General features: G+C 54.0%; 24 protein-coding genes, 2 tRNA genes and 1 pseudogene. 16 read left to right on the forward strand and 11 right to left on the reverse strand.

The annotated features are described in order from the left end of the window. Together C5687_RS17360 and cobO are read left to right on the forward strand one after the other, a co-directional pair. Positions 1-1,088, forward strand: a 1,088-nt coding sequence (locus tag C5687_RS17360) for a FumA C-terminus/TtdB family hydratase beta subunit (RefSeq protein ID WP_104557444.1), incomplete at its 5' end; no start/stop codon positions are given. A gap of 9 nt (positions 1,089-1,097) precedes the next feature. After that, positions 1,098-1,700, forward strand: coding sequence for a cob(I)yrinic acid a,c-diamide adenosyltransferase (gene cobO / locus C5687_RS17365; RefSeq protein ID WP_045284690.1), 603 nt, complete (start codon positions 1,098-1,100; stop codon positions 1,698-1,700). A 44-nt stretch (positions 1,701-1,744) separates the two neighbouring features. On the opposite strand, the gene C5687_RS17370 is transcribed toward cobO, so the two are convergent. Together C5687_RS17370 and C5687_RS17375 are read right to left on the reverse strand one after the other, a co-directional pair. After that, a complete protein-coding gene (locus C5687_RS17370; protein ID WP_104557445.1) occupies positions 1,745-2,653 on the reverse strand; it encodes a LysR substrate-binding domain-containing protein in 909 nt (302 codons plus the stop codon). Between the two features lie 476 nt (positions 2,654-3,129). Further along, positions 3,130-3,217 (reverse strand) — tRNA-Ser (locus tag C5687_RS17375). Between the two features lie 278 nt (positions 3,218-3,495). Between C5687_RS17375 and C5687_RS17380 the strand changes: the two genes are divergently transcribed. The 5 genes from C5687_RS17380 to C5687_RS17400 all read left to right on the forward strand — a co-directional run bounded on the left by C5687_RS17380 (position 3,496) and on the right by C5687_RS17400 (position 8,536). Then, positions 3,496-4,632: a D-alanyl-lipoteichoic acid biosynthesis protein DltD gene (locus C5687_RS17380; RefSeq protein WP_104557446.1), complete on the forward strand. Its 1,137-nt coding sequence runs from the start codon at positions 3,496-3,498 to the stop codon at positions 4,630-4,632. Positions 4,633-4,760: 128 nt separating this feature from the next. After that, entirely contained in the window at positions 4,761-5,879 is a 1,119-nt protein-coding gene (locus C5687_RS17385; RefSeq protein ID WP_104557447.1) for an MBOAT family O-acyltransferase, read from the forward strand. After that, positions 5,876-7,309, forward strand: coding sequence for an AMP-binding protein (locus C5687_RS17390; RefSeq protein WP_104557448.1), 1,434 nt, complete (start codon positions 5,876-5,878; stop codon positions 7,307-7,309). The genes C5687_RS17385 and C5687_RS17390 overlap by 4 nt, the downstream gene beginning before the upstream one ends. An 18-nt stretch (positions 7,310-7,327) precedes the next feature. Beyond that, a complete protein-coding gene (locus tag C5687_RS17395; protein ID WP_025755960.1) occupies positions 7,328-7,546 on the forward strand; it encodes an acyl carrier protein in 219 nt (72 codons plus the stop codon). A gap of 153 nt (positions 7,547-7,699) precedes the next feature. Next, positions 7,700-8,536 (forward strand): alpha/beta fold hydrolase, encoded by an 837-nt coding sequence (locus C5687_RS17400; RefSeq protein WP_047958184.1) that lies wholly within the window; start codon positions 7,700-7,702, stop codon positions 8,534-8,536. Positions 8,537-8,629: 93 nt separating this feature from the next. Here the strand turns inward: C5687_RS17400 and C5687_RS17405 are convergent, their stop codons facing one another. The 3 genes from C5687_RS17405 to C5687_RS17415 form a co-directional block, all read right to left on the reverse strand. Continuing rightward, positions 8,630-8,887 carry a YjhX family toxin gene (locus C5687_RS17405; protein ID WP_021240841.1) on the reverse strand — a complete coding sequence of 86 codons (258 nt, stop codon included), beginning with the start codon at positions 8,885-8,887 and terminating at the stop codon, positions 8,630-8,632. A gap of 290 nt (positions 8,888-9,177) precedes the next feature. Then, positions 9,178-9,265, reverse strand: a tRNA-Ser gene (locus tag C5687_RS17410). Between the two features lie 130 nt (positions 9,266-9,395). Beyond that, positions 9,396-11,024 (reverse strand): ABC transporter substrate-binding protein, encoded by a 1,629-nt coding sequence (locus C5687_RS17415; protein ID WP_104557449.1) that lies wholly within the window; start codon positions 11,022-11,024, stop codon positions 9,396-9,398. 270 nt (positions 11,025-11,294) lie between these two features. Between C5687_RS17415 and yccA the strand changes: the two genes are divergently transcribed. Both yccA and tusE read left to right on the forward strand, forming a co-directional pair. Then, positions 11,295-11,954: an FtsH protease modulator YccA gene (yccA, locus tag C5687_RS17425; protein ID WP_013097244.1), complete on the forward strand. Its 660-nt coding sequence runs from the start codon at positions 11,295-11,297 to the stop codon at positions 11,952-11,954. Positions 11,955-12,040: 86 nt separating this feature from the next. Next, positions 12,041-12,370, forward strand: coding sequence for a sulfurtransferase TusE (gene tusE, locus C5687_RS17430; protein ID WP_059386452.1), 330 nt, complete (start codon positions 12,041-12,043; stop codon positions 12,368-12,370). Here the strand turns inward: tusE and yccX are convergent. From yccX to C5687_RS17445, 3 genes and pseudogenes are all read right to left on the reverse strand, one after another. Then, entirely contained in the window at positions 12,367-12,648 is a 282-nt protein-coding gene (gene yccX / locus C5687_RS17435) for an acylphosphatase (protein ID WP_025755965.1), read from the reverse strand. The genes tusE and yccX overlap by 4 nt on opposite strands. A 12-nt stretch (positions 12,649-12,660) precedes the next feature. Further along, a pseudogene (locus tag C5687_RS17440) lies at positions 12,661-12,813 on the reverse strand (helix-turn-helix domain-containing protein); the annotation flags it as partial. After that, on the reverse strand, positions 12,804-13,007 hold the full coding sequence (locus tag C5687_RS17445) for a YbhB/YbcL family Raf kinase inhibitor-like protein (RefSeq protein ID WP_231584294.1): 204 nt from the start codon (positions 13,005-13,007) through the stop codon (positions 12,804-12,806). The pseudogene C5687_RS17440 and the gene C5687_RS17445, both read right to left, overlap by 10 nt. A gap of 201 nt (positions 13,008-13,208) precedes the next feature. Between C5687_RS17445 and C5687_RS17450 the strand changes: the two genes are divergently transcribed. The 3 genes from C5687_RS17450 to hspQ are packed head-to-tail and all read left to right on the forward strand — an operon-like array spanning position 13,209 to position 15,162. Further along, positions 13,209-13,535 (forward strand): hypothetical protein, encoded by a 327-nt coding sequence (locus C5687_RS17450; protein ID WP_025755967.1) that lies wholly within the window; start codon positions 13,209-13,211, stop codon positions 13,533-13,535. Between the two features lie 58 nt (positions 13,536-13,593). Further along, on the forward strand, positions 13,594-14,784 hold the full coding sequence (rlmI, locus tag C5687_RS17455; RefSeq protein ID WP_104557450.1) for a 23S rRNA (cytosine(1962)-C(5))-methyltransferase RlmI: 1,191 nt from the start codon (positions 13,594-13,596) through the stop codon (positions 14,782-14,784). Positions 14,785-14,844: 60 nt separating this feature from the next. Then, positions 14,845-15,162, forward strand: coding sequence for a heat shock protein HspQ (hspQ, locus tag C5687_RS17460; protein WP_047958180.1), 318 nt, complete (start codon positions 14,845-14,847; stop codon positions 15,160-15,162). 37 nt (positions 15,163-15,199) lie between these two features. On the opposite strand, the gene C5687_RS17465 is transcribed toward hspQ, so the two are convergent. Next, positions 15,200-15,613, reverse strand: a complete 414-nt coding sequence (locus tag C5687_RS17465) for a CoA-binding protein (protein ID WP_025755969.1) — start codon at positions 15,611-15,613, stop codon at positions 15,200-15,202. A 173-nt stretch (positions 15,614-15,786) separates the two neighbouring features. On the opposite strand from C5687_RS17465, the gene csgI reads away from it, so the two are divergent. Together csgI and mgsA are read left to right on the forward strand one after the other, a co-directional pair. Next, the gene (csgI, locus tag C5687_RS17475; protein ID WP_047958179.1) at positions 15,787-16,449 is read left to right on the forward strand and encodes a curli synthesis inhibitor; all 663 of its coding nucleotides are present in this window, start codon (positions 15,787-15,789) and stop codon (positions 16,447-16,449) included. An 80-nt stretch (positions 16,450-16,529) separates the two neighbouring features. Next, complete coding sequence (gene mgsA / locus C5687_RS17480) at positions 16,530-16,988, forward strand: methylglyoxal synthase (RefSeq protein WP_025755971.1); 459 nt, start codon at positions 16,530-16,532, stop codon at positions 16,986-16,988. A gap of 59 nt (positions 16,989-17,047) precedes the next feature. Here mgsA and helD read toward each other — a convergent pair whose 3' ends face one another. Beyond that, the gene (gene helD / locus C5687_RS17485) at positions 17,048-19,102 is read right to left on the reverse strand and encodes a DNA helicase IV (protein ID WP_095451645.1); all 2,055 of its coding nucleotides are present in this window, start codon (positions 19,100-19,102) and stop codon (positions 17,048-17,050) included. Between the two features lie 122 nt (positions 19,103-19,224). Here helD and C5687_RS17490 point away from each other — a divergent pair, with 122 nt between their 5' ends. Both C5687_RS17490 and yccS read left to right on the forward strand, forming a co-directional pair. Continuing rightward, positions 19,225-19,671, forward strand: coding sequence for a YccF domain-containing protein (locus C5687_RS17490; protein WP_025755973.1), 447 nt, complete (start codon positions 19,225-19,227; stop codon positions 19,669-19,671). A 19-nt stretch (positions 19,672-19,690) separates the two neighbouring features. Next, positions 19,691-21,853 carry a YccS family putative transporter gene (gene yccS, locus C5687_RS17495; protein ID WP_094918180.1) on the forward strand — a complete coding sequence of 721 codons (2,163 nt, stop codon included), beginning with the start codon at positions 19,691-19,693 and terminating at the stop codon, positions 21,851-21,853. On the opposite strand, the gene C5687_RS17500 is transcribed toward yccS, so the two are convergent. Then, on the reverse strand, positions 21,810-22,436 hold the full coding sequence (locus tag C5687_RS17500; protein ID WP_095451644.1) for a TfoX/Sxy family DNA transformation protein: 627 nt from the start codon (positions 22,434-22,436) through the stop codon (positions 21,810-21,812). The genes yccS and C5687_RS17500 overlap by 44 nt on opposite strands. Positions 22,437-22,483 lie beyond the last annotated feature (47 nt).

The raw sequence follows: 22,483 nt of genomic DNA on the forward strand, positions 1-22,483 counted from the left end.
CTAACAAAGCCGCGCTGTTCCAGGAAACGAAATCCATTTTACAGCCGGAGAAACTCACCGCGTTCCTGATCGAGAAGATGAAGTCGCTCGGTACTGCAGCCTGTCCTCCGTATCACATTGCCTTTGTGGTCGGCGGCCTCTCTGCCGACCAGGCGCTGAAGGTCGCGAAGCTGGCTTCAACAAAATATTATGACAATCTGCCCACCAGCGGGAACGAGCTGGGTCAGGCGTTCCGCGACACGGCGCTGGAAACCACGCTGCTCAACGCCAGCCGCGAATTCGGCATCGGCGCCCAGTTTGGCGGCAAGTACTTCGCCCACGATATTCGCGTCATCCGCCTGCCGCGACACGGCGGTTCCTGCCCTGTCGCCATGGCACTTTCCTGCTCCGCTGACCGAAATATCAAAGCGAAAATCAACAAGCAGGGTATCTGGCTGGAGAAGCTGGAACATAACCCAGGGAAATACATCCCGGACGCCTGCCGTGAGGAAAACGACGCCCGGACCGTACAGATCAACCTGAACCGCCCGCTGCGCGAGATCCTGCGCGATATGTCCACCCTGCCGATCGGCACCCGGTTGTCGTTAAGCGGCCCGATCGTGGTCGCCCGCGATATTGCTCACGCCAAAATTAAAGCGCGGCTGGATAACGGCGAACCGATGCCAGAGTATATGAAAAACCATATCGTTTATTACGCTGGCCCGGCGAAAACACCGGAGAATCAGGCCTGCGGTTCCCTCGGTCCGACCACCGGCGGGCGCATGGATGGCTACGTCGATGCTTTCCAGGCCGCGGGTGGAAGCCTGATCATGCTTTCCAAAGGCAACCGCGGCCAGCAAGTCACCGATGCCTGCCATAAGCACGGCGGCTTCAACCTCGGCAGTATCGGCGGTGCGGCGGCTCTGCTGGCGCAGCAGTATGTGAAAAGCCTGCGCTGCCTTGAGTATCCCGAACTGGGCATGGAGGCAGTGTGGATGATGGAGGTCGAAAATCTGCCCGCGTTTATGCTGGTTGACGACAAAGGAAATAATTTCTTCAGCCAGTTTGAGCAGCAGCATCGCTGCGCATCCTGCCCTGCCGGACATTAAGGAGCCATTATGGAAGCGCGAGCTAACGCAGACAGACACCGCCAACGGCAGCAAAAGCGTAAAGAGCAGGTTGAGAGCCGCGTAGCGGCGGCAACGGAGAAGAGAGGCATTCTGATCGTCTTCACCGGCAACGGAAAAGGAAAGTCCACCGCCGCCTTCGGCACGGCGACGCGTGCCGTCGGGCACGGTAAAACCGTTGGCGTCGCGCAGTTTATTAAAGGTCAGTGGGATAATGGCGAATACAACACTCTGCATCCGCTCGGCGTCGAATTTCACATTATGGGCACCGGTTTTACGTGGGAAACACAAAACCGGGAAACGGATATTCAGGCCGCAACGGCGGTGTGGCAGGAGAGCAAACGCATGCTGGCTGACCCACGTTATGACCTGGTGGTTCTGGATGAGCTCACCTATATGCTGGCTTATCACTATCTGGACAGTCAGGAGGTGATCGCGGCGGTGGAGAACCGTCCGGTACAGCAGACCGTGATTGTCACCGGACGCGGCTGTCACTCGCAATTACTGGCGCTTGCCGACACAGTCAGCGAAATGCGCCCGGTTAAACACGCATTTGACAGCGGTATCCAGGCGCAGGAGGGCATCGACTGGTAAGCGTGTCTGCACCGGATGGCGCGCTGCACTGCCGCCATCCGGCATTATGACTCAACCGGGGATACCACTGATTTTTGTAACAGCCACTCGCGGAAGACTTGTAACGGCTGTGCCTGAGACTTTTCTTCCCGCCATGTCATGATAAAGCGGTTGCCGGTGCGGATAGGCACATCACAGGGGATTACCATCTCGCCGCAGTCCAGGTCATGCTGGATGGCGAAGCGGGGAAGCAGCGCAACCCCAAGATTCGATCGTACTGCGGCAATCAGCATCGAGAGGAGGTCAAAACGCGGTCCCAGATTCACGTCCGGACTGGTAATACCGGAAAGCACAAACCACTCCTGCCAGCCATTGATGCGAGTGCTTTGATGTAACAGCGGGAACTCCCTTAGCAACTCCTCAACCCCCAGCTTCTGCTCCGCATGAGGAAGCAAGCTTCGGCTGCAGACCGGCAGGATCTCCTCTTCAAATAAATAATCGACTTCCGACCACGGAGAACAAAAATCTGCGCGCATAATAGCCGCATCATATTCACGATTCAAAAAATCGCCGATATTGGCCAGCGAGTGAATATTAACAATAATATCAGGATTTAATTTATTAAACTCCCATAAATTGGGGATCAGCCAATGCGTACTGAAGGTGGGATTGACCGCCAGTTCCACTACCTGAACAGCAGGCTGCCAATTCATTATCATATTTGTATCGCGTTCCAGCTTATTCAGCGTCTCTTTGACGATATTCAGATAATGCTTTCCTGCCGCATTCAGAAAAATCCGTTTTTTGGCATGGTTAAATAATGAGGTGTGTAAAAACTCCTCCAGGGCCGTCACCTGTCTGAACACTGCACTCTGCGTTAACGCCAGCTCTTCTGCGGCGCGGGTATAGCTTTCATGACGTGCCACCACTTCGAACGTCACCAGCAACTCGCTCTTGGGGATTTTTCCTCTCATCATGTCTTCCATTCATGGTGGGTAACAGTATTTTTTTGAAGCGAATAAACCCTGCTTCAGAAGGATACCGCCATTATATTTTAGTTAGGCTTTGTCGGCAGTGATCCATACCATGATTTAATCAGTTTTGCGGCTCAGGCCAAACTACTTGCAGAAAATGAAATGAAACATGAAAGATTATTAAGAACCTGTTCACTTTTGTGTCTCGGGTAATGGAGGCAGCGGTTTATTATACGAAAAAACGTATGGCCATTAAAATCAGGAATAACCAGGGACTGGATGTTAAAAAATATAAAACAAAACGTTGAGCTATAAATAGAGCAGGGTTTTGTGTGTCCTGCTGATAACGCTTTTCGCTCCCTGACAGCGCCAGCGTGACGGGTGTCAGAACGCCGTTCCTGCGCCTCATCAGCATGCATGCTGAAGCCGACAGAAAACAAAAAACCCAGGTCGCATAACGACCTGGGTTTCGAATTTGGCGGAAGCGTAGAGATTCGAACTCTAGAACCCTTTCGGGTCGCCGGTTTTCAAGACCGGTGCCTTCAACCGCTCGGCCACGCTTCCAAAGTGAGGCGCACTATAAACATCTATTAGCGCCTTGTAAAGCAGGAATTTTTCTATTTTTGACTACGGAGGGTTGATTGCTCAAAAAGCCACCGAGCCGGGGTCCCCGTTCTTTCTTCGCCCCCTTGTACATACCGTTACACAGCAACGCTCATCCTTTTAAAACACTCTGGTATAGAATGCCAAAAAAAATAGACCGCCATTTGTTGTGTAATTGTTATGAATTTGATTACCCACAGATTGTAGAAATTACTGCCATGTAGTCTTACTGGTTGATGATGAAAATCAAAAATACGCTTTGCTTACATATCCTGATGGCGACCCTGGCCATGTTGTTCCTTTGTGTTCATCCGTTCGTGTCGGGCGTTAATCCGCCCCTCACCTTCCAGCCGCTGATTAAATCAATGGCGGGCACGCCGAAAGAACAAGCGGAAAAAAAAGCGACTATTTCCCATGCCTTAGAAGGGAATGCGATTTTTTTCATTGGTGCGTCTGAGGTTGCAACCTCGGAAGATGAACATTACGCGGTATATAATTACTTTAATAAGCAATTGCATCAACCCGTTGTGGCGTATGGCGATGCCTTTGTCGATGACGAAACGCAATTTTTGCTGCTCTCACGTTTTAAAAATAGCCTTAACGCAAACAGTAAAGTTGTTTTGCTTCTGGCACCGGACAGCTTTTATTCAAAAGGTTTGCCTCCTGCTATCTATGCCGATAATTTCCCGGCCTCTGTTTTTAATCCGCTGATGCAGGATCCGCAGGCGCGCCCGTTGCTGGTAAATTACTTAAAGCATATTGATGCTCAAGAAATAAGTCATTTAACCTTTGGTCAAATGCGCGTCTTTGGCTGGCACCCCGGTCTGATGTGGGACGAGCTGAGTTACCAGTTTGCCAATATCTGCACCCTGATTAAAAACGACTGGCTGACGCTGCTCCACGTCACGCCCGGGACGGTGCAGCCCTGGCCGCAGCAGCCCACAACCCACATCACCCCGGACTGGGATAAAGAGCTGGCTCATGCACGCGAGCTCAATAAAAAACGCCAGCAGAGCGCGGCCACTCTGTGGATGGACAAAACGATTTACGAGGAGGACGGTACGCGACAGCAGTGGGATGACACGCCGGTCGTACCTGCGCAAATCGCCGCGTTCAGAAAAACTGTCCAGTTGCTGAAAGACCGTCACGTACAGGTGATTGCTATCGTCGACCCGGTGAATCCCTGGGCGCTTTACCATACCGATACCTTCCGTCCGGTTGATAAGCAAATTCAAACCATTCTGGAAGCGAACCAGATCCCTTATTTCGATATGTACGCCATGCCTTATCAGAATGGCTGGAACTGGGATCGTTTGCACCCTTCCGAGCTGGCCTGGGTTCCTATGATTCGCTTTATTGCACAGAGTTTTAAATAATGAAAATTGCGATCCGTCTTTTTTTCCTTTATCTCCTGCTGGCGATCACCATCGTCGCGTGGACCTCTGTCGATGACAGCATGAGTATGCAGCTGCATTTTGAATATCAAAAGTTCTGAGGCCGAATGATGTACAGCTCAGGCATGTTTTTTGTCTATTTATTTTCATCCGCCCTGGCGTTTGCGCTGATCAATCGCGTATTACGTCATCGCCTGACGTATTTATCGGCGTTATCCGTCCTCGCTGCATTAGGCTGGGGCTATATTTTTCAGGGTGATTACCGTGTTCCCGCGGTCGTTTTTTTCAGTTTTTACCTTGTCGCCACGTTAAAAGAAAAAGGCTGGTTAAAAACCTGGCAGGCGATTGTGTTAACGCTGCTGCCTTTATTTTTGGTGAAACTGCATCTTAATCATCATCTCGGCATGATCGGCCTCTCTTTTATGACGTTCCGCGCGGTGGACGTGCTGCTCTATCGCAGTAAAAAAGAAGGACAGAATTTCCTGCATTATTTCTGTTATCTGTTTATGCCCTTTATTATTCTGGCGGGCCCAATGTACCGCTGGCGGACATGGATGAGCGATGTCAGTAAGCCCGTCTTTGCCCTTAACCGCGAACAGTTTTTAGTGGCGCTGGAGCAAATCATTACCGGCATTGTCCAGAAGTTCCTGTTTGCCATGCTGGTTGATTCACTTGTCGTGCAGCCCTGGAGCCATAAGCCGTTTACGCTGACCGTGAGCGTGGTGATGTCACTGGCCTATAGCGCCTATCTCTATTTTGATTTTGCGGGTTACAGCAATATGGCCATCGGCGCAGGCCGCCTGTTTGGGTTGAACATTCCGGCAAACTTCAATATGCCGCTTCTGGCAAAGAATCCACAGGATTTCTGGCGTCGCTTCCACATCAGCCTGTCTGAATGGCTACGCGACGTGGTGTTTATGCCCGTCTATATGAACCTGATGAAGTTTACTTTTTTCCGTCAGAACAAAACGCTGGCGCAAAATATCGGCATTTTTTGCACCCTGTTCTGCATGGGCGCGTGGAATGGCCTGGAACGCCATTATGTCATCAGCGGCGCGCTGTTTGGCGCGATTTCGGTGGCCCATAACATGCTGTTGTGGTCAGCCAAACGCAGCCCGGCATTACAGCGCGGATTGCAGTATCCGGCTGTTGCTTTTTTGGGGCGAATTCTGACGCTGGGAAGCGCGGCAGGGTCCCTTTACATCTTTAGTGGAATGTCACCTCTATGAAAAATCACGCCGACCTTCAGGCACTGCAGGATTTCTTACGTGCGGCATTATGCGATCCCGCGCGTCCGCAACAGCTGGCCATCAGCGGCAGCGACGAATCTCTAAGCTGGGAACAGCTTTCCGCAGCCGTGACGGACTGGGCGCAGCGCTATCAGCGCTGCCGGCCTGTTGCAGGTACGCCGGTCGTCTTGTACGGACACCAGCAGGCGGAATTTGCCGTGGCGATTTATAGCTGCCTGCTGCATAACATTCCGTATATCCCGGTCGACTGCATCTATCCGCAGGAAAGGCTGAAGGAGATCTGCCATCTGGCCAGTGCCCCTTACTATTACGACGTGGCGACCCGGCAGTTCACCGCCACCGGTGAGACAGGCAAGGTGCTGGAGGAGCAAGATCTGGCCTATATCATGTTTACCTCGGGCAGCACCGGCAAGCCTAAAGGCGTGCAGATTGGGCGTGAGAGCGTATGGCACTTCATGAAATGGGTCAGCAAAGATTTTTCACTGCCGGAACAACCGGTGCTGATGAACCACGCGGTATTCAGTTTTGACCTCTCCCTGATCCCGTTACTGGCGAATCTGGCGATGGGGGGACACATCGTACTGAACGCCAAAGAGGATATTCAGAAAGCGAACTGGCTGGCGCGGCTGAAAAGCAACGCGGTTTCCGCCTGGGTTTCCACCCCCTCTTTTGCTTACCAGCAGCTGCTGTCCCCGCAGTTTAACAGCGAGTATTTGCCAGCACTCAAGGTCTTTATCTTCATTGGTGAGGTGTTAAATAAAGCGCTGGTTAAGCAGCTACGCCGCCGTTTCCCGCAGGCCAACATCATTAACGCTTATGGCCCGACGGAAGCGACCATTGCGACAACCGTGGTGGAAATAACGGATGAGATCCTCAACAGCGACAGCGCCGTGCTGCCGGTGGGGGTCATGATGCCAGAGAGCAAAATGGAAATTACCGCCGAGGGCGAGCTGATTATCTGGGGTAAGAACGTTATGCGCGGCTACCTCGGCCTGCCGCAGGAGAACGCGGCAAAATTGCTCCACCGTGAAAATGAAGCCTTTCGCGGCTACCGGACCGGCGATCTGGGTTATGAAGCGGGGCTCATCTATTGTCAGGGCCGCAATGACAGCCAGATCAAACTGAATGGTTACCGTATTGAAATCAACGAGATCGAAAACCGTCTGCTGGCCATGTCCGGCATCAACGAAGCGGTGGTACTGCCGCTGAAGAAATCCTGTGGCAGCGTACTGCGCATTGCCGCCTTCTGCGTGACGGAGCTGGCACCGGATACGATCAAAACCGCCCTGTCGAAGGTGGTTCCACCCTATATGGTACCGTCACAAATTATCGTCAAAGACGCTTTACCGTTGAATCCTAACGGCAAAATTGACCGCAAACTGCTGGACGCTTACGCCCGCACACATTAATGACACCAGGAAAAAATGATGGAACAAGAAATTCTCGCCCTGTTCGAAAACGTATTATCCCGTAAGGTCGGTTTCCACGATGAACTGATTGACTCAGACATTCTCGACTCCATTCTGGCTGTCGATATGGTACTGGAAGTGCAGGACGTTTACGGCTGTATGATCCCGCCAACAGACGTGGCGACGGTGCTGAAAACCCCGGCGGACCTGGCCCGCTATATTGAAGAACACCGTTAACAAAAATGAAACCGCCTGCTTTTACACTTTATCCTACACTTTAGGAGTACTGTCGGTACGGGAAACAGAAAAAAGCCAACTTAATTAAGGCATTACTGATCTGCACTGCGTTCAGTCGGCACGCGTTTTGCCTTTAACAGAGGAGTCAGCGGTATGGCATTCGTTACCACGAAAGATGGCGTCAACATTTACTACAAAGACTGGGGTCCAAAAGAGGCGCAGCCCATCGTCTTCCACCACGGCTGGCCGTTAAGTGCCGATGACTGGGATAATCAGATGCTCTTCTTTCTTGCGCAAGGCTATCGCGTTATCGCGCTCGATCGCCGCGGTCATGGACGTTCGGATCAGGTGAGCGAAGGGCATGATATGGATCACTATGCGGCCGATGCGTCAGCCGTTGTTGAAAGCCTGGACTTACGCAATGCCGTGCACGTCGGTCACTCCACCGGCGGCGGTCAGGTCGCCCGCTATGTGGCGAAGTACGGCCAGCCGCAGGGACGCGTCGCCAAAGCGGTGCTTGTCAGCGCCGTCCCTCCTCTGATGGTCAAAACGGACGCTAACCCCGGCGGCACGCCGATTGAGGTTTTCGATGGTTTTCGCCAGGCGCTCGCGGCTAACCGCGCCCAGTTTTACCTCGACGTCGCCAGCGGTCCTTTCTACGGTTTTAATCGCGATGGCGCCGAGGTTTCGCAGGGAACGATTCAGAACTGGTGGCGTCAGGGCATGATTGGCAGCGCCAAAGCGCACTACGAAGGGATCAAGGCGTTTTCAGAGACCGACCAGACGGAAGATCTGAAAGCCATTACGGTTCCCGTTCTGGTGATGCAGGGCGACGACGATCAGGTCGTGCCGTATAAAAATGCCGCCCTTCTGCAGGACCAGTTGCTGGCGAACAGCGTACTGAAAATTTATCCGGGCTTCCCACACGGGATGCATACCACCCACGCGGATACCATCAACGCGGATATTCTGGCTTTTATCCGCTCTTAACGCCGCGTTTCTTGCCGGGTGGCGCTGCGCTTACCCGGTCTACATTCCGTTCAATGTATGAACGCCACCCGAGGGTGGCGTTATTTCTTCCGCTTAGCGATTGTCCAGCTGGGCGCGAACGTTATTCAGCCCGGTGGTATTGATGCGGTAAGGCTGCCCGTTCACGGAACGGATCAGCTTTTTAGTGCGGAGTTTTTTGAAGACACTGAGCGTGCAGTCGCTCAGCACCAACCCTTCACGGGTATAACACTCAACGGACGTGACGCGGCCAGAACTGTCGCGGACGTGCACAATACGTCCACCTTTGGCGAGAACGTGTAAGGTACGTTGTTCCTGACGGGATAAATTCATACTGGAAAACCTGTGTAATCATCATGCGTAAAAACGAGCCCACACCAGCAGGTGCGTGCGTAAGGTTTAAGCGCAGCGATAACCAGTCCGTCCTGAGAAGGGCGGGAAGCTGATTATCTGATGAAAACATTCTCCAGCATCAAAGCCTCGGTAAGAGTTGAAAAGGTATTTACGGGGTGAATGATAACGCCTGATTTTGACCGGGAAACAGCGGAACCTGAAAAGTGTGACCTGAATCATTCAATCCAAAAGAAAAACCCCAGGTTAACAAGTAACCTGGGGTTTATATCTGGCGGAAGCGCAGAGATTCGAACTCTGGAACCCTTTCGGGTCGCCGGTTTTCAAGACCGGTGCCTTCAACCGCTCGGCCACACTTCCTGAGTGAGGCGAACTATAAACACCTCACCGCGCGCTGTAAAGAGTCGCGGCATTCGTTCGCTGTAAAAATAGTCAAAACGTGTTTAATCGGTTGAACTGACAACACATCGACGATTTTATCAGCACAGGCTTAGTGTTTTTTGGTGTACATGTCCTTCGTGTAATAGTACCCCAGCTTATCCGGCGTAAATCCGCCCACCCACGGTTTGACCAGATGCGTACGGACGTAGTGATACACCGGAATGGCGGGCACATCACGTCCCAGCAGATCTTCCGCCTGCTGGTAGAACTTACCCCGCTCTTCCGTTGTTTTGGCTTTTGCGGCATTCATCAGCGCCTGGTCGTATTCCGGATTGCTGTACTGACTGGTGTTTTCGCTGTCGCCGGTGCGGAAGTTGTTCAGGAAGGTCGCCGCGTCGTCGTAGTCGGCAATCCAGGCGTAACGCACCGCGTCAAAGTTGTGGGTATGCATGGTATCCAGCATGGTTTTCCACTCCTGATTTTGCAGCTTCGCCTCCACGCCGAGGTTCTTTTTCCACATGGAGCTGGCCGCAATCGCAATACGCTGGTGCGATTCAGAGGTGTTATAGAGCAGGTTGAAGCGCAGAGGATGGCTGGCGTTATACCCGGCCGCTTCGAGCAATTTTTTCGCCTCAGCGATGCGCTTGTCCTGCGGCCAACTGGCGTAATCCGGGTTCTGTAACTTAACGCCACCGATATCCGGCTGGCTGATGAGCCACGCCGGACGCTGCCCCTGCCCTAAAACTTTCCCGGCAATGATGTCTTTATCGAGCGCCATGTTCAGCGCCTTGCGCACGCGGACGTCGTTGAACGGCGGCCGGGTGGTATTAAATTCGTAGTAATAGGTTGCCAGCTGCGGAGAGACATCCAGCTCGCTGCCGAGCGTTTTTTTGAGCTGAGCGAACTGGTTGATCGGCACCGTGTAGACAATATCAATTTCGCCCGCTTTATAGCGGTTCACATCTGCGGCCTCGGAGGTGATAGGCAGATACGTCACCTTATTAATCACGGTATGGTCATTATCCCAGTAGCGCGGGTTGCGCTCCGCCACAATGCGTTCGTTGACCACCCACTGGGACAGCTTATAGGCCCCGCTGGTGACGATATGTTCAGGCTTGGTCCACTTGTCGCCAAAGCGGCCAATCAGCACTTTGTCCACCGGTACCAGTGACGGATGCGCCAGCATGGCCAGGAATGCCGCATTAGGCTGTGTCAATGTGACTTCCAGCGTGGTGTCGTTTATCGCTTTCACGCCCAGCGTATCGGGGGCTTTTTTCCCCTGCGCAATATCCGCACCATTCACAATGTGCATGTTGCCGGGATAGCTGGCATACGGTGAAGCGGTTTTAGGATCAACCAGACGCTGCCAGCTCCAGACAACATCTTCCGCGGTGATGGCAGTGCCGTCGCTCCAGGTGATACCCGGGCGCAGATGGAACGTCCAGACGGTGTTGTCCTTGTTCTCCCATTTTTCCGCCAGCCGTGGCTGAATGTCCCCCGCCGGGGAGACACTGACCAGCCCATCGAATAAATCACTGATAATATTGAATTCGACGTCGCTTTCGACTTTATGCGGGTCGAGCGAGGCCGGCTCATTACCGTTGTTCCTGACCAGTTCCTGCTTATCTGCCAGCTGCGTTCCTGCCGGCACGTTCGCCGCCCAGGTTGCCGTGCTGGCGCACAGGATCCCTGCGGTAAGTAAAGAGAGCGTAAAGCGCGTGCGTGTTTGTGGTTTCATTTCCTTCGCCTTATTGTCTGTTTTTGTGACGATCCGGAAATAACTCTTAGCGGCCTTATGGTAATAACGCAATAATTTTCAGTAACCTATAAGAGGTTGATCTGATTAATCGCGTCAAACCGCTGTTCATACTGGTGAAACGTATTTATGCAGAAGAAACAACCAGCTTCCGCCCTAACCTGCTGAGTAAAGATGGGTAAAACCACTTTGAGAGTGACGCGCCGTTTCCTATTCTTTCCGTTAATTACATCTGTCATAAGAGAGTGACTCATGGATCGTATAATTACTTCTTCGCGCGACCGCACATCGCTACTCAGCACCCACAAGGTGCTGCGCAATACCTATTTCATGCTCAGCCTGACGCTGGCGTTTTCGGCGATCACCGCCACTGCCAGCACCGTGCTGATGCTGCCGTCCCCGGGGCTGATCCTGACGCTGGTGGGGATGTATGGTCTGATGTTCCTGACCTACAAAACCGCTGATAAACCGGTCGGTATTCTTTCCGCGTTCGCCTTCACCGGCTTCCTGGGCTACATCCTGGGGCCAATCCTGAACGCGTACCTGTCCGCCGGCATGGGCGATGTGATTGGTATGGCGCTGGGCGGAACCGCGCTGGTGTTCTTCTGCTGCTCGGCCTACGTGCTCACCACCCGCAAGGACATGTCCTTCCTCGGCGGTATGCTGATGGCGGGTATCGTGGTGGTGCTGATTGGTATGGTGGCTAACATCTTCCTGCAGCTCCCTGCCCTGCACCTGGCGATTAGCGCGGTGTTTATCCTGCTGTCATCCGGCGCAATCCTGTATGAAACCAGCAACATCATTCACGGCGGTGAGACCAACTATATCCGCGCCACCGTGAGCCTGTATGTCTCGCTGTACAACATCTTCGTCAGCCTGCTGAGCATCCTGGGCTTTGCCAGCCGGGATTAAGCCGCAACGCTGTGAACCTGGCCCCGCTTATGCGGGGCTTTGTTTTTTGCTACACTGCAGCGTTTTTGACTGACGCGTGAATGACTATGTTGAGTTTTGAAGGCAAAGAGATCGAGACCGATAACGACGGTTATCTTAAAGAAAGTGGCCAGTGGAGCGAAGCACTGGCAGAAGTCATTGCTGAGAAAGAAGGCATCGCCCTCTCCCCCGAACACTGGGAAGTGGTGCGTTTTGTCCGTGAGTTCTATCTCGAATTCAACACCTCTCCGGCCATCCGCATGCTGGTCAAAGCGATGGCCAATAAGTTCGGTGAAGAGAAAGGCAACAGCCGCTATCTCTATCGCCTGTTCCCGAAGGGCCCGGCAAAACAGGCCACCAAAATTGCCGGCCTGCCTAAACCGGTGAAGTGCATTTAATAGCGAATACCGAAGTTAACGTACTCCCGGCCGGGTTGATGCGGTTCCGTTAAGACCTTATCAACCCGCGCGCTGCGCGGCCCACCTGCTTTCAGCCACGCCACCAGCTTGTCGACCTGCTCCGCTTCGCCACAGGCGACCACTTCAACGCTGCCGTCATCCATGTTACGCGCATATCCCGTTAATCCAAGCTGAACGGCCTCGCGCTGAGTGCTGTAGCGGAAACCCACGCCCTGAACGATGCCGTGAACCCAGGCAATAGTGCAGACTTTTGCCATTTTTTCTTCTCCTTAACGTAGCGTTTTCGGTAAACAGCCGTAGTGTTGCCGAAAACGGGCGGTGAAACGAGAGCTGGACAGATACCCACATTGTAATGCGATTTCGCCAATCGGTAATCGGGTTGACTGTAGCTGTGACAACGCCACGGCCATCCTTACCTCCTCGCGGGCGGATTTTTCCACGCCAGCTGTGGCGAGGTATTCCCACCGTGGCAACCAAATCCCTCAAACACCTGCTGTGGCGCTAACCGCCGTTCGCCGGAAATGTCCGGGCTGGTCATGCTGAAAGGCGTTGCGGCGAAAACCTGAAAACTCATTGCCGTCAGAGCGGCTATTGCTATCACACTGTGCTTTTTCATGGGGGCTCCCTTTGCTGTACCGGAAGCCCCACTGTATATCCCTCGGCAATCTTGTAATGTGCCTAAGCGGTTTGATTTTGTGCCGAAACGCTCAAGGGTATCCGCAGATGATTGCGCCCTGCTGAAAGTGCTACTCTACGCGCAGTGAGTCTGTTCGTGAACAAACAGTAAATGGAATGCTATGCGCGAAAGGAAAACGATATGAATGTTACTGATGAAGACCTGTTGCGTTCTGGTTTTACACTGTCTGATTTGCAGAAGATAAAAAATAACGTTGAGAGGTACGGGGGAACGCCTGAAGAAGCAGTTTACGATCTCGCCCGTCGATTCAATACCCTACTCTGGGTAATCAGCGTATGCTTCATGTTCCTGATTGTTCTTGTCGTTTTCAGTTCACCTGTCAAGGCATTGGCGTGGGGGCTGGCGATCATCGTAGGGGTTAGCATTATGACTCTCGCACAACCTCCTGTACTGTCGTATAAATCCTGGCGTTATCGAAAAATCATCAGAGATTTTGAGAAGCTCTGATCCGTTTTGATGTGCTACTCTACGCGCCATTTCCCTGAAATCGACAGAACAGCAAATTATGAGTGTACGTTTAGTGTTAACCAAAGGGCGCGAGAAGTCTTTACTGCGCCGTCATCCCTGGGTCTTTTCCGGCGCGGTTGCCCGCATGGAAGGCAAAGCCAGCCTCGGTGAAACCATTGATATCGTTGACCATCAGGGGAAATGGTTAGCGCGAGGCGCCTACTCGCCAGCGTCCCAAATCCGTGCTCGCGTCTGGACCTTCGATAAAGATGAAACCATTGATATCGACTTCTTCGTTCGTCGTCTGCAGCAGGCGCAGCAGTGGCGCGACTGGCTGGCCAAACGCGACGGGCTGGACAGCTACCGCCTGATTGCCGGTGAGTCCGATGGTCTCCCGGGCGTCACCATTGACCGCTTCGGCAACTTCCTGGTGCTGCAGCTTCTGAGCGCCGGGGCGGAATATCAGCGTGCCGCGCTGATTAGCGCCCTGCAGACGCTGTTCCCACAGTGCGCCATTTACGACCGCAGCGATGTGGCGGTGCGCAAAAAAGAGGGTATGGAGCTGACGCAAGGTCCGGTGACCGGTGAACTGCCGCCTGCCCTGCTGCCGATTGAAGAGCATGGCATGAAGCTGCTGGTGGATATTCAGGGCGGACACAAAACGGGTTATTACCTCGACCAGCGCGACAGCCGCCTGGCGACGCGTCAGTACGTTGCCGACAAACGCGTACTGAACTGCTTCTCCTATACCGGCGGGTTTGCCGTTTCAGCGCTGATGGGCGGTTGTGCCCAGGTGGTGAGCGTGGACACCTCACAGGAAGCGCTGGACGTGGCCAAACAGAACGTCGAGCTGAATAAGCTTGATCTGAGCAAAGCCGAATTTATTCGTGACGACGTCTTTAAGCTGCTGCGTAAATATCGCGATCAGGGCGAGAAGTTCGACGTTATCGTGATGGATCCGCCGAAGTTTGTCGAAAACAAAAGTCAGCTGATGGGCGCCTGCCGCGGCTATAAAGATATCAACATGCTGGCCATCCAGTTGCTGAATCCGGGTGGCGTCCTGCTCACGTTCTCCTGCTCTGGCCTGATGACCACCGATTTATTCCAAAAAATCATCGCCGATGCCGCAATAGATGCTGGTCGTGATGTACAATTTATAGAGCAGTTCCGTCAGGCAGCCGATCACCCGGTGATTGCTACCTACCCGGAAGGGCTCTATCTGAAAGGGTTTGCCTGTCGCGTCATGTAACTTGAAAAGAGAAATATTGCCCGCACATAACGTGTAAGTCGTATTTCCCGGGAGGTGACTATGATTGCCAGCAAATTCGGTATCGGCCAGCAGGTCCGCCACACTTTGCTAGGGTATTTGGGTGTGGTCGTGGATATCGACCCGGAGTATTCCCTTGTAGAGCCGTCAGCAGACGAGCTGGCGGTGAACGCCGAGCTTCGCGCCGCGCCCTGGTACCATGTGGTAATGGAAGGTGATGACGGACAACCCGTTCACACCTATCTTGCTGAAGCGCAGCTCAGCAGTGAACTGCGGGAAGAACATCCGGAGCAACCTACGATGGATGAACTGGCTCAGACAATCCGCAAACAGTTACAGGCTCCGCGCCTGCGGAACTAAGCGTGTAAAAAAAGCCCGATGAACGGGCTTTTTTTTATTACTTCGCCAGCCCCAGACGGGGGATTTCAATGGCCGGGCAGCGGTCCATGACCACCTTCAGACCCGCCTCACGCGCCAGCACCGCGGCCTGCTCGTTAATCACACCCAGCTGCATCCACAGCGTTTTTGCCCCAATCGCAATGGCTTCCTGAGCCACGCCCCACGCTGCTTCCGAATTACGGAAAACATCCACCATATCGATTTTTTCCGGTACGTCGTTGAGCGTGGCGTAGCCCTGCTGGCCCAGTAAACTTTTACCGGCTACTTTCGGCGAGACAGGGATAACGTGATAACCCTGATCGAGAAGGTATTTCATGACCCGATAGCTTGGACGATCGGGTTTATCGCTCGCGCCCACCAGCGCAATGGTGCGCGTGGATGTCAAAATCTCGGCAATATCGTTCTCTTTCATGGTTTTTCTCCTGGCTTTTTTCAAAGTGTACGCCAAAGGGCACAACTCAACCATCCATCCCATACAGATGTATGAGGGCAAAACGGCCAAATATGTCTATATGTTAGTAAACGTGATTATCGAAAAATTTAGATACATTCATGCGCCGACAGAATTTCTGACAGGAGCCTTCTATGAAAACCGGTATTGCCACTGCTCTGATTGCATTAGTGATGCCGGTCTGCGTCTTTGCTACCACGCTTCGGCTCTCTGGCGATATTGATCTCCTGGTGCTGGATGGAAAAAAGGTCTCCAGCTCCTTATTGCGTGGTGCCGACAGCATCGAGCTGGATAACGGCCCGCATCAGCTGGTATTCCGGGTAGAAAAATCGATCGGCCTCGCCAATCATGAGCAAAGGATGTACATCTCCCCGCCGCTGATTGTCAGCTTTAATACCCGGCAAATCAGTCAGGTCAATATTACCCTGCCGCGTATTGAAACAGAGAAAGAGAGTGCGACCTTTGACGCGTCACCGCGTATTGAACTGCTGGACGGGGATGCAATGCCGATTCCGGTAAAACTGGATATTCTGGCGCTGACTACCTCACCGAAAGGACCGGATTACGAGGCCGCAGCCCAGGCCTATAACAAAGCAGGTAAACGCGCCTCGCTTCCGCAGTTTGCCACCATGATGGCTGACGACAGTACGCTGCTATCGGGTGTCTCTGAACTGGACGTTATTCCTCCTCAGTCACAGACCCTGACGGAACAACGCCTCAAATTCTGGTTTCAGCAGGCCGATCCTGATACGCGCGCCCGGTTTTTACAATGGGCAAAACAACAACCTTCCTCATAAGCCACATTTTTTACGCCTTGCTCTTGCAGCGTCAGGCGGTTCCCGTCATCGTGTAGTCAGTTAACCTGATGGATATGATTATGGAACTGACAACACGCACGCTACCGGAACGTAAACACATTGCTCTGGTTGCGCACGATCACTGTAAACAAATGCTGCTTAACTGGGTTCGCCGCCATCAGTCTTTGCTGGAAAAGCACGCCCTGTCGGCGACCGGCACAACCGGTAACCTGATTCAGCGCGAAACGGGTCTGGAGGTAAATGCCATGCTGAGCGGCCCGATGGGCGGCGATCAGCAGGTCGGGGCGCAGATTTCCGAAGGAAAGATTGATGTGCTGATCTTCTTCTGGGATCCGCTGAACGCGGTTCCGCACGATCCGGATGTCAAAGCGCTGCTGCGTCTGGCGACGGTGTGGAATATCCCGGTGGCGACCAACCTGTCGACGGCGGATTTCATTATTGAATCCCCGCAGTTTAACTCCCCGGTTGAGATCCTTATTCCGGATTATCAGCGTTATCTTTCTGAAAGACTGAAGTAGCTTTTTTTGCCGGGTGGCGGCTACGCCTTACCCGGCCTGCTCCTCTTTGCCCGTCATCGTTAAGGCTTTCTCGCCACCGGCACATCAATACTCTTCAGGATATCCACAAATACGGATGGCTCTTCTTTGTTGAACAGCAGCCACACGCGGTGACGCGCGCGGGTCATGGCCACATACAGCAAACGCCGCTCTTCGGCGTCCGGGAAGTCTTCCGGTTCCGGCAGTAAGGCCTCCTCCATCACCGACTCGCGAGCCGGGGCCGGGAAACCATCGCTCCCCTCTTTCAACCCCACCACGATGACATAATCGGCCTGCTGCCCTTTGCTGGCGTGAATGGTCATAAATTCAATCTGCAGCTTCGGCCAGCGGGTGGCGGCTTTTTCCAGCGCCGCAGGTTTGAGGTGATGGTAACGCGCCAGCACCAGGATACGTTCATCGGGCTTCGCATAGCCGCTGAGCTTGTCCAGCAGCGGCTCCAGCTGATCATCCGCCAGCAGGGTGACGGCTTTTTTATCACCAGACCGCAGGCTATTGAGCGGCTTGGCCAACTGATGCGGGTTCTGCTGGATAAAGCGGTTAGCAATCTCACCGATTCGGGAATTGAAGCGGTAGGTCGTGTCCAGATCGCTGCGATCCCCCTCACCAAAATAGTGGTGAAACGCGGTCGTCAGGGAGAGCTGCGCGCCGCTGAAGCGATAGATGGCCTGCCAGTCGTCCCCCACCGCAAACAGTGAGGTATGCTTATTCTGCGCCCGCAGCGCCGAGAGCAGCGCGGCACGCTGCGGGGAGATATCCTGAAACTCATCCACCAGAATATGTTTCCACGGGCTGACAAAACGCCCTTTCTCAAGAATGATAATGGCCTGGTGGATTAACCCGGAGAAGTCGACGGCGTTTTCCTCCTTCAGCGCCGTTTTCCAGGCTTTCAGCAGCGGCGCCATCAGTTTGACGCGCTTTGAAAACAGATCGCGGATCCCCTCCGGCGCGCTCTCAATCATCTCCGCCTGCGACCCACCGTGCATTCGCATCAGACTTACCCATCGGTCAAGCCGCGACCCCAGCCGGCGCGCCAGTTTGTCATCCTGCCAGAAACTGCCCTCTGACACCGTCCAGTTGAGCTCGTCCTCCAGCCACTGACGCCATCCTTTCGCCTGCGCCTTTTTCTCGCTGCACTGCTGGCGCCAGGTTTTGATAAACAGCGCCTGACGCGCCTGCGTATCGTTTTCCAGTTTACTGATGGAAGGCACTTTTTTACTGCCCTGCTGAATAATATGCAGCGCAAGCGCATGGAAGGTTCTGGCGGTGATATCCCGGGTATGCAGGCGCGCCTGAATACGCTCGTCCATCTCCTCAGCCGCCTTGCGGCCAAAGGCCAGGAGCAGAATTTGATCGGGTACGGCTTCTCCGGTCGTCAGCAGCCAGCCAGCACGCGCCACCAGCACCGACGTTTTACCGCTTCCGGCGCCCGCAAGCACCAGCAGCGATTGCTCACCATTCACCACCGCACGCGCCTGCGCCGGATTGAGGGGGGAAGATTCCACCGTACTGAAGAAATCAGCGTATTGGGTAAGCATGGCGTCCGTCCAGGCCTGGTTATGGGCAAGCCGGCTTTTATCCACGTCATTCAGCCAGGCCTGACACTGGCGCCAGGCGTCACGACAATTGTCAAACTCATCGAGACGCGTCACGGATATCGGCAGCGCCGAGAGTGCCTGCCTGATCTTTTGCTGTAGCCCGGCCGTCTGCTGACGGGTCAGCCAGGTTTGCTGTGCGTTGCTTTGCGCGATGTCGTCCAGCACCTGCTGCAGCACCTGGGACGCAATCACGCTCATCTCCTGGCTCCACTGCTGCCAGAGCGCGTTCAGGTGATGATGAAAGCGCTGGGTTTCCGCCCACTCGGTGCCGTGAAGTCGCACGACTTTATCGTCTGGCAGAACGAACTCCAGTTCGCCCCACACCAGCCCGCGTTTGCAGTGGATAGCCAGAAGCTGATTAAACGGAATAAGGTATTCGTGGCGTTCTCCGGAGACTTTCACCCCGGCATTAAGGAGAACTACCCTGTCGTAAGGGTGTTGCGCCAGGCGTTTGCCCATTGAAGTTGCTTTCAGTTCCATGTCCCGCCAAATCCACGAAGAGATAATTTGTCTGATAGTTTAACTGCCAGTTTTAAGGTGCTCCAGCCTAAAAAAACGTTACAATCATTGGGCGTTAATTTATCGAAAGGAAGTGAGGGTTTATGCGTACCGTTCTGAATGTGTTGAATTTTGTGCTGGGCGGTTTTGCCACCACCCTTTCCTGGCTTTTTGCCACGCTGGTGAGCATCGTTCTGATTTTTACGCTTCCCCTGACCCGTTCCTGCTGGGAGATCACTAAACTCTCGTTTGTCCCCTACGGGAATGAGGCCATCCACGTCGACGAGCTGAATCCGGAGAGCAAAAACGCCCTGATGAATACGGGCGGAACCCTGCTGAATATTCTGTGGCTGATCTTCTTCGGCTGGTGGCTGTGCATCATGCATATTTTTGCGGGGATTGCGCAGTGCGTCACGATTATCGGTATTCCGGTGGGACTTGCGAATTTCAAGATCGCCGCGATCGCTCTCTGGCCCGTCGGGCGCAGGGTGGTTTCGGTAGAAGTGGCCCAGGCCGCGCGTGAAGCAAATGCTCGTCGTCGTTTTCAGTAAATAAGGACTGGCCGCGTTTATGCTAAGCCCACTGCTTCGCCGTTATACCTGGAACAGTACCTGGCTTTATAACGTCAGGATTTTTATCGCCCTTTGCGGCACGGTTGCCCTGCCCTGGTGGCTGAATGATGTCAAACTCACCATCCCGCTCACGCTGGGCGTGGTAGCCGGGGCGCTGGCGGACCTGGACGATCGTCTGGCCGGGCGTTTACGTAACCTGGTCATTACGCTCATCTGCTTTTTTATTGCTTCCGCATCCGTTGAGCTGCTTTTCCCGTGGCCCTGGCTGTTTGCCCTGGGTCTTACGCTCTCCACCAGCGGGTTTATTTTGCTGGGCGGCCTTGGGCAGCGCTATGCCACCATCGCGTTTGGCGCATTGCTGATCGCCATCTATACCATGCTGGGCGTGTCGCTTTACGATCAGTGGTATCAACAGCCTGTCCTGCTGTTGCTGGGCGCCATCTGGTATAACCTGCTGACGTTAACCGGTCATCTGATCTTCCCGGTTCGCCCTCTGCAGGATAACCTTGCCCGCAGCTTCGAGCAGTTAGCCCACTATCTTGAACTGAAATCCCGGCTGTTTGACCCCGATATCGAAGAAGAAAGCCAGGCGCCGCTCTACGATCTGGCGCTGGCAAACGGTCAGCTGGTCGCCACCCTTAACCAGACCAAAGCCTCGCTGCTGACCCGTCTGCGCGGGGATCGCGGCCAGCGCGGAACGCGACGAACCTTACACTACTATTTTGCAGCCCAGGATATTCATGAGCGCGCCAGCTCCTCGCACGTTCAGTATGCCGCCCTGCGCGAGAAGTTCCGCTACAGCGACGTGATGTTCCGCTTCCAGCGCCTGCTCTCCATGCAGTCCCAGGCGTGTCAGCAACTCTCGCGCTCTATTCTGCTGCGCACGCCCTATCAGCATGACCCACGCTTTGAACGCGTATTCAGCCACCTGGATGCGGCGCTCGACCGCGTTCAGGCCAGCGGAACCTCACCGGAACACATCAAAGCCCTGGGTTTCCTGCTGAACAACCTGCGGGCGATTGATGCTCAACTGGCGACTATTGAGTCTGAACAGGCAATGGCACAGCCGGGCAGTGAGGTAGATAACCAGCTCGCGGATGACAGCGTGCACAGCGTGAGCGATATGTGGCTACGGCTGAGCCGCAACTTTACGCCCGAGTCGGCGCTGTTTCGTCACGCGGTGAGAATGTCCCTGGTGCTGTGCGTAGGTTATGCGCTTATCCAGATTACCGGGTTACATCACGGTTACTGGATCCTGCTCACCAGTCTGTTTGTCTGTCAGCCCAACTATAACGCTACCCGGCACCGGCTGGCGCTGCGTATTATCGGTACGCTGGTGGGCGTCGCGATTGGCCTGCCGGTGCTCTATTTCGTGCCGTCCATTGAAGGTCAACTGATTCTGATCGTGATCACCGGCGTATTGTTCTTCGCGTTTCGCAACGTGCAGTACGCGCATGCCACCATGTTCATTACGCTGCTGGTGCTGCTCTGCTTTAACCTGCTGGGCGAAGGGTTTGAAGTCGCCCTGCCCAGGGTGATCGATACCCTGATAGGCTGCGCCATCGCCTGGGCGGCAGTCAGCTTTATCTGGCCGGACTGGCGTTTTCGTAATTTGCCGCGCGTGATTGAGCGGGCGTTGAACGCCAACTGCCGATACCTTGACGCCATTCTGGAGCAGTACCACCAGGGGCGCGATAACCGCCTGGCCTACCGGATTGCACGCCGCGATGCACACAACAGCGATGCTGAGCTGGCTTCTGTTGTCTCGAACATGTCAACGGAGCCTCGCGCCACCGCAGAAATTCGTGAGACAGCCTTCCGCCTGCTGTGCCTGAACCATACCTTTACCAGCTACATTTCGACGCTGGGTGCCCACCGCGAGAAACTCACCAATCCGGGTATTCTCAACCTGCTGGACGACGCCGTATGCTATGTCGATGACGCACTTCATCACCGACCGGCGGATGAACCGCGGGTGCAACAGGCTCTGGATGAACTGGTTCAGCGCATTGCGCATCTTGATCCAGGTAACGACAGCAAAGCGCCGCTGGTTCTTCAGCAAATCGGCCTGCTCATCGCTTTGCTGCCTGAAATTTGCCGGCTGCAGCAGCAAATCGCTACCTGGAGGAGTGATTATCCTGTGGCTCAGGTAGCGCATTAAACCACTCAGTCAGCTCCCGGCGAATGCCTGCCGGGAGCGCCGCCTCATGCAGCCCCTTAATCGCCCCTTCCAGCGCGAAGAGCACTTTTATACTCAGCGCTTTATTTTTCGCCCGCATCTTCAGCCAGCTGGCTCTGGCACCCAGCGCCCGGAGTGTCTCTTCATTGGTGATACCAGCTTCAAACAGCAGGACTTCAAGCTGAAAAGTCAGGTTCGGCAGATCCTTAAGCCGGTTTCGTTGATGCCGCTGGTTGCGCTCTTTTCTTGCGGCACTGAGGGCATACGAGGAGAGCTGAAGCAGCCGCTCTCTGTCCTGCCATAAGCCGTCGTCCACACGATAATAGTTGAGCAGTACCGGACGACCTCGCTTCATCAGCGTTAAAAACGAGGCGGCATTTTTTACACAGTATTTTGCACTTTCCTCACACGCACGAAGATAAAGTTCGCCGTCTGACACCATGGCAAAGACCGCATCATCCACCGCCAGGGTGTAACCGCCAAACAGCGCACGATGATGAATTTCGCCCAGCGGAGAGAGGTATTCCTGGGATTGATAAATCCGTTCATAAGATATCTTTTTCATGATATTTCCCTTGAAAATCATATGCTAACCACGACTCTTCTTACTAA

Source organism: Enterobacter sichuanensis (genome assembly GCF_002939185.1).
Taxonomy (GTDB): domain Bacteria; phylum Pseudomonadota; class Gammaproteobacteria; order Enterobacterales; family Enterobacteriaceae; genus Enterobacter; species Enterobacter sichuanensis.

Excerpts from the sequence above, each read along its gene's own strand:
- C5687_RS17400 (WP_047958184.1), top strand. The coding sequence starts at position 7,700 with ATGGCATTCGTTACCACGAAAGATGGCGTCAACATTTACTACAAAGAC.
- C5687_RS17415 (WP_104557449.1), bottom strand. The coding sequence starts at position 11,024 with ATGAAACCACAAACACGCACGCGCTTTACGCTCTCTTTACTTACCGCA.
- C5687_RS17395 (WP_025755960.1), top strand. The coding sequence starts at position 7,328 with ATGGAACAAGAAATTCTCGCCCTGTTCGAAAACGTATTATCCCGTAAG.
- csgI (WP_047958179.1), top strand. The coding sequence starts at position 15,787 with ATGAAAACCGGTATTGCCACTGCTCTGATTGCATTAGTGATGCCGGTC.
- C5687_RS17370 (WP_104557445.1), bottom strand. The coding sequence starts at position 2,653 with ATGAGAGGAAAAATCCCCAAGAGCGAGTTGCTGGTGACGTTCGAAGTG.
- C5687_RS17445 (WP_231584294.1), bottom strand. The coding sequence starts at position 13,007 with ATGAAAAAGCACAGTGTGATAGCAATAGCCGCTCTGACGGCAATGAGT.
- tusE (WP_059386452.1), top strand. The coding sequence starts at position 12,041 with ATGTTGAGTTTTGAAGGCAAAGAGATCGAGACCGATAACGACGGTTAT.
- yccX (WP_025755965.1), bottom strand. The coding sequence starts at position 12,648 with ATGGCAAAAGTCTGCACTATTGCCTGGGTTCACGGCATCGTTCAGGGC.
- C5687_RS17380 (WP_104557446.1), top strand. The coding sequence starts at position 3,496 with ATGAAAATCAAAAATACGCTTTGCTTACATATCCTGATGGCGACCCTG.
- rlmI (WP_104557450.1), top strand. The coding sequence starts at position 13,594 with ATGAGTGTACGTTTAGTGTTAACCAAAGGGCGCGAGAAGTCTTTACTG.
- mgsA (WP_025755971.1), top strand. The coding sequence starts at position 16,530 with ATGGAACTGACAACACGCACGCTACCGGAACGTAAACACATTGCTCTG.
- C5687_RS17490 (WP_025755973.1), top strand. The coding sequence starts at position 19,225 with ATGCGTACCGTTCTGAATGTGTTGAATTTTGTGCTGGGCGGTTTTGCC.
- helD (WP_095451645.1), bottom strand. The coding sequence starts at position 19,102 with ATGGAACTGAAAGCAACTTCAATGGGCAAACGCCTGGCGCAACACCCT.
- yccS (WP_094918180.1), top strand. The coding sequence starts at position 19,691 with ATGCTAAGCCCACTGCTTCGCCGTTATACCTGGAACAGTACCTGGCTT.
- C5687_RS17405 (WP_021240841.1), bottom strand. The coding sequence starts at position 8,887 with ATGAATTTATCCCGTCAGGAACAACGTACCTTACACGTTCTCGCCAAA.
- yccA (WP_013097244.1), top strand. The coding sequence starts at position 11,295 with ATGGATCGTATAATTACTTCTTCGCGCGACCGCACATCGCTACTCAGC.
- C5687_RS17500 (WP_095451644.1), bottom strand. The coding sequence starts at position 22,436 with ATGAAAAAGATATCTTATGAACGGATTTATCAATCCCAGGAATACCTC.
- C5687_RS17390 (WP_104557448.1), top strand. The coding sequence starts at position 5,876 with ATGAAAAATCACGCCGACCTTCAGGCACTGCAGGATTTCTTACGTGCG.
- cobO (WP_045284690.1), top strand. The coding sequence starts at position 1,098 with ATGGAAGCGCGAGCTAACGCAGACAGACACCGCCAACGGCAGCAAAAG.
- C5687_RS17465 (WP_025755969.1), bottom strand. The coding sequence starts at position 15,613 with ATGAAAGAGAACGATATTGCCGAGATTTTGACATCCACGCGCACCATT.
- C5687_RS17385 (WP_104557447.1), top strand. The coding sequence starts at position 4,761 with ATGTACAGCTCAGGCATGTTTTTTGTCTATTTATTTTCATCCGCCCTG.
- C5687_RS17450 (WP_025755967.1), top strand. The coding sequence starts at position 13,209 with ATGAATGTTACTGATGAAGACCTGTTGCGTTCTGGTTTTACACTGTCT.
- hspQ (WP_047958180.1), top strand. The coding sequence starts at position 14,845 with ATGATTGCCAGCAAATTCGGTATCGGCCAGCAGGTCCGCCACACTTTG.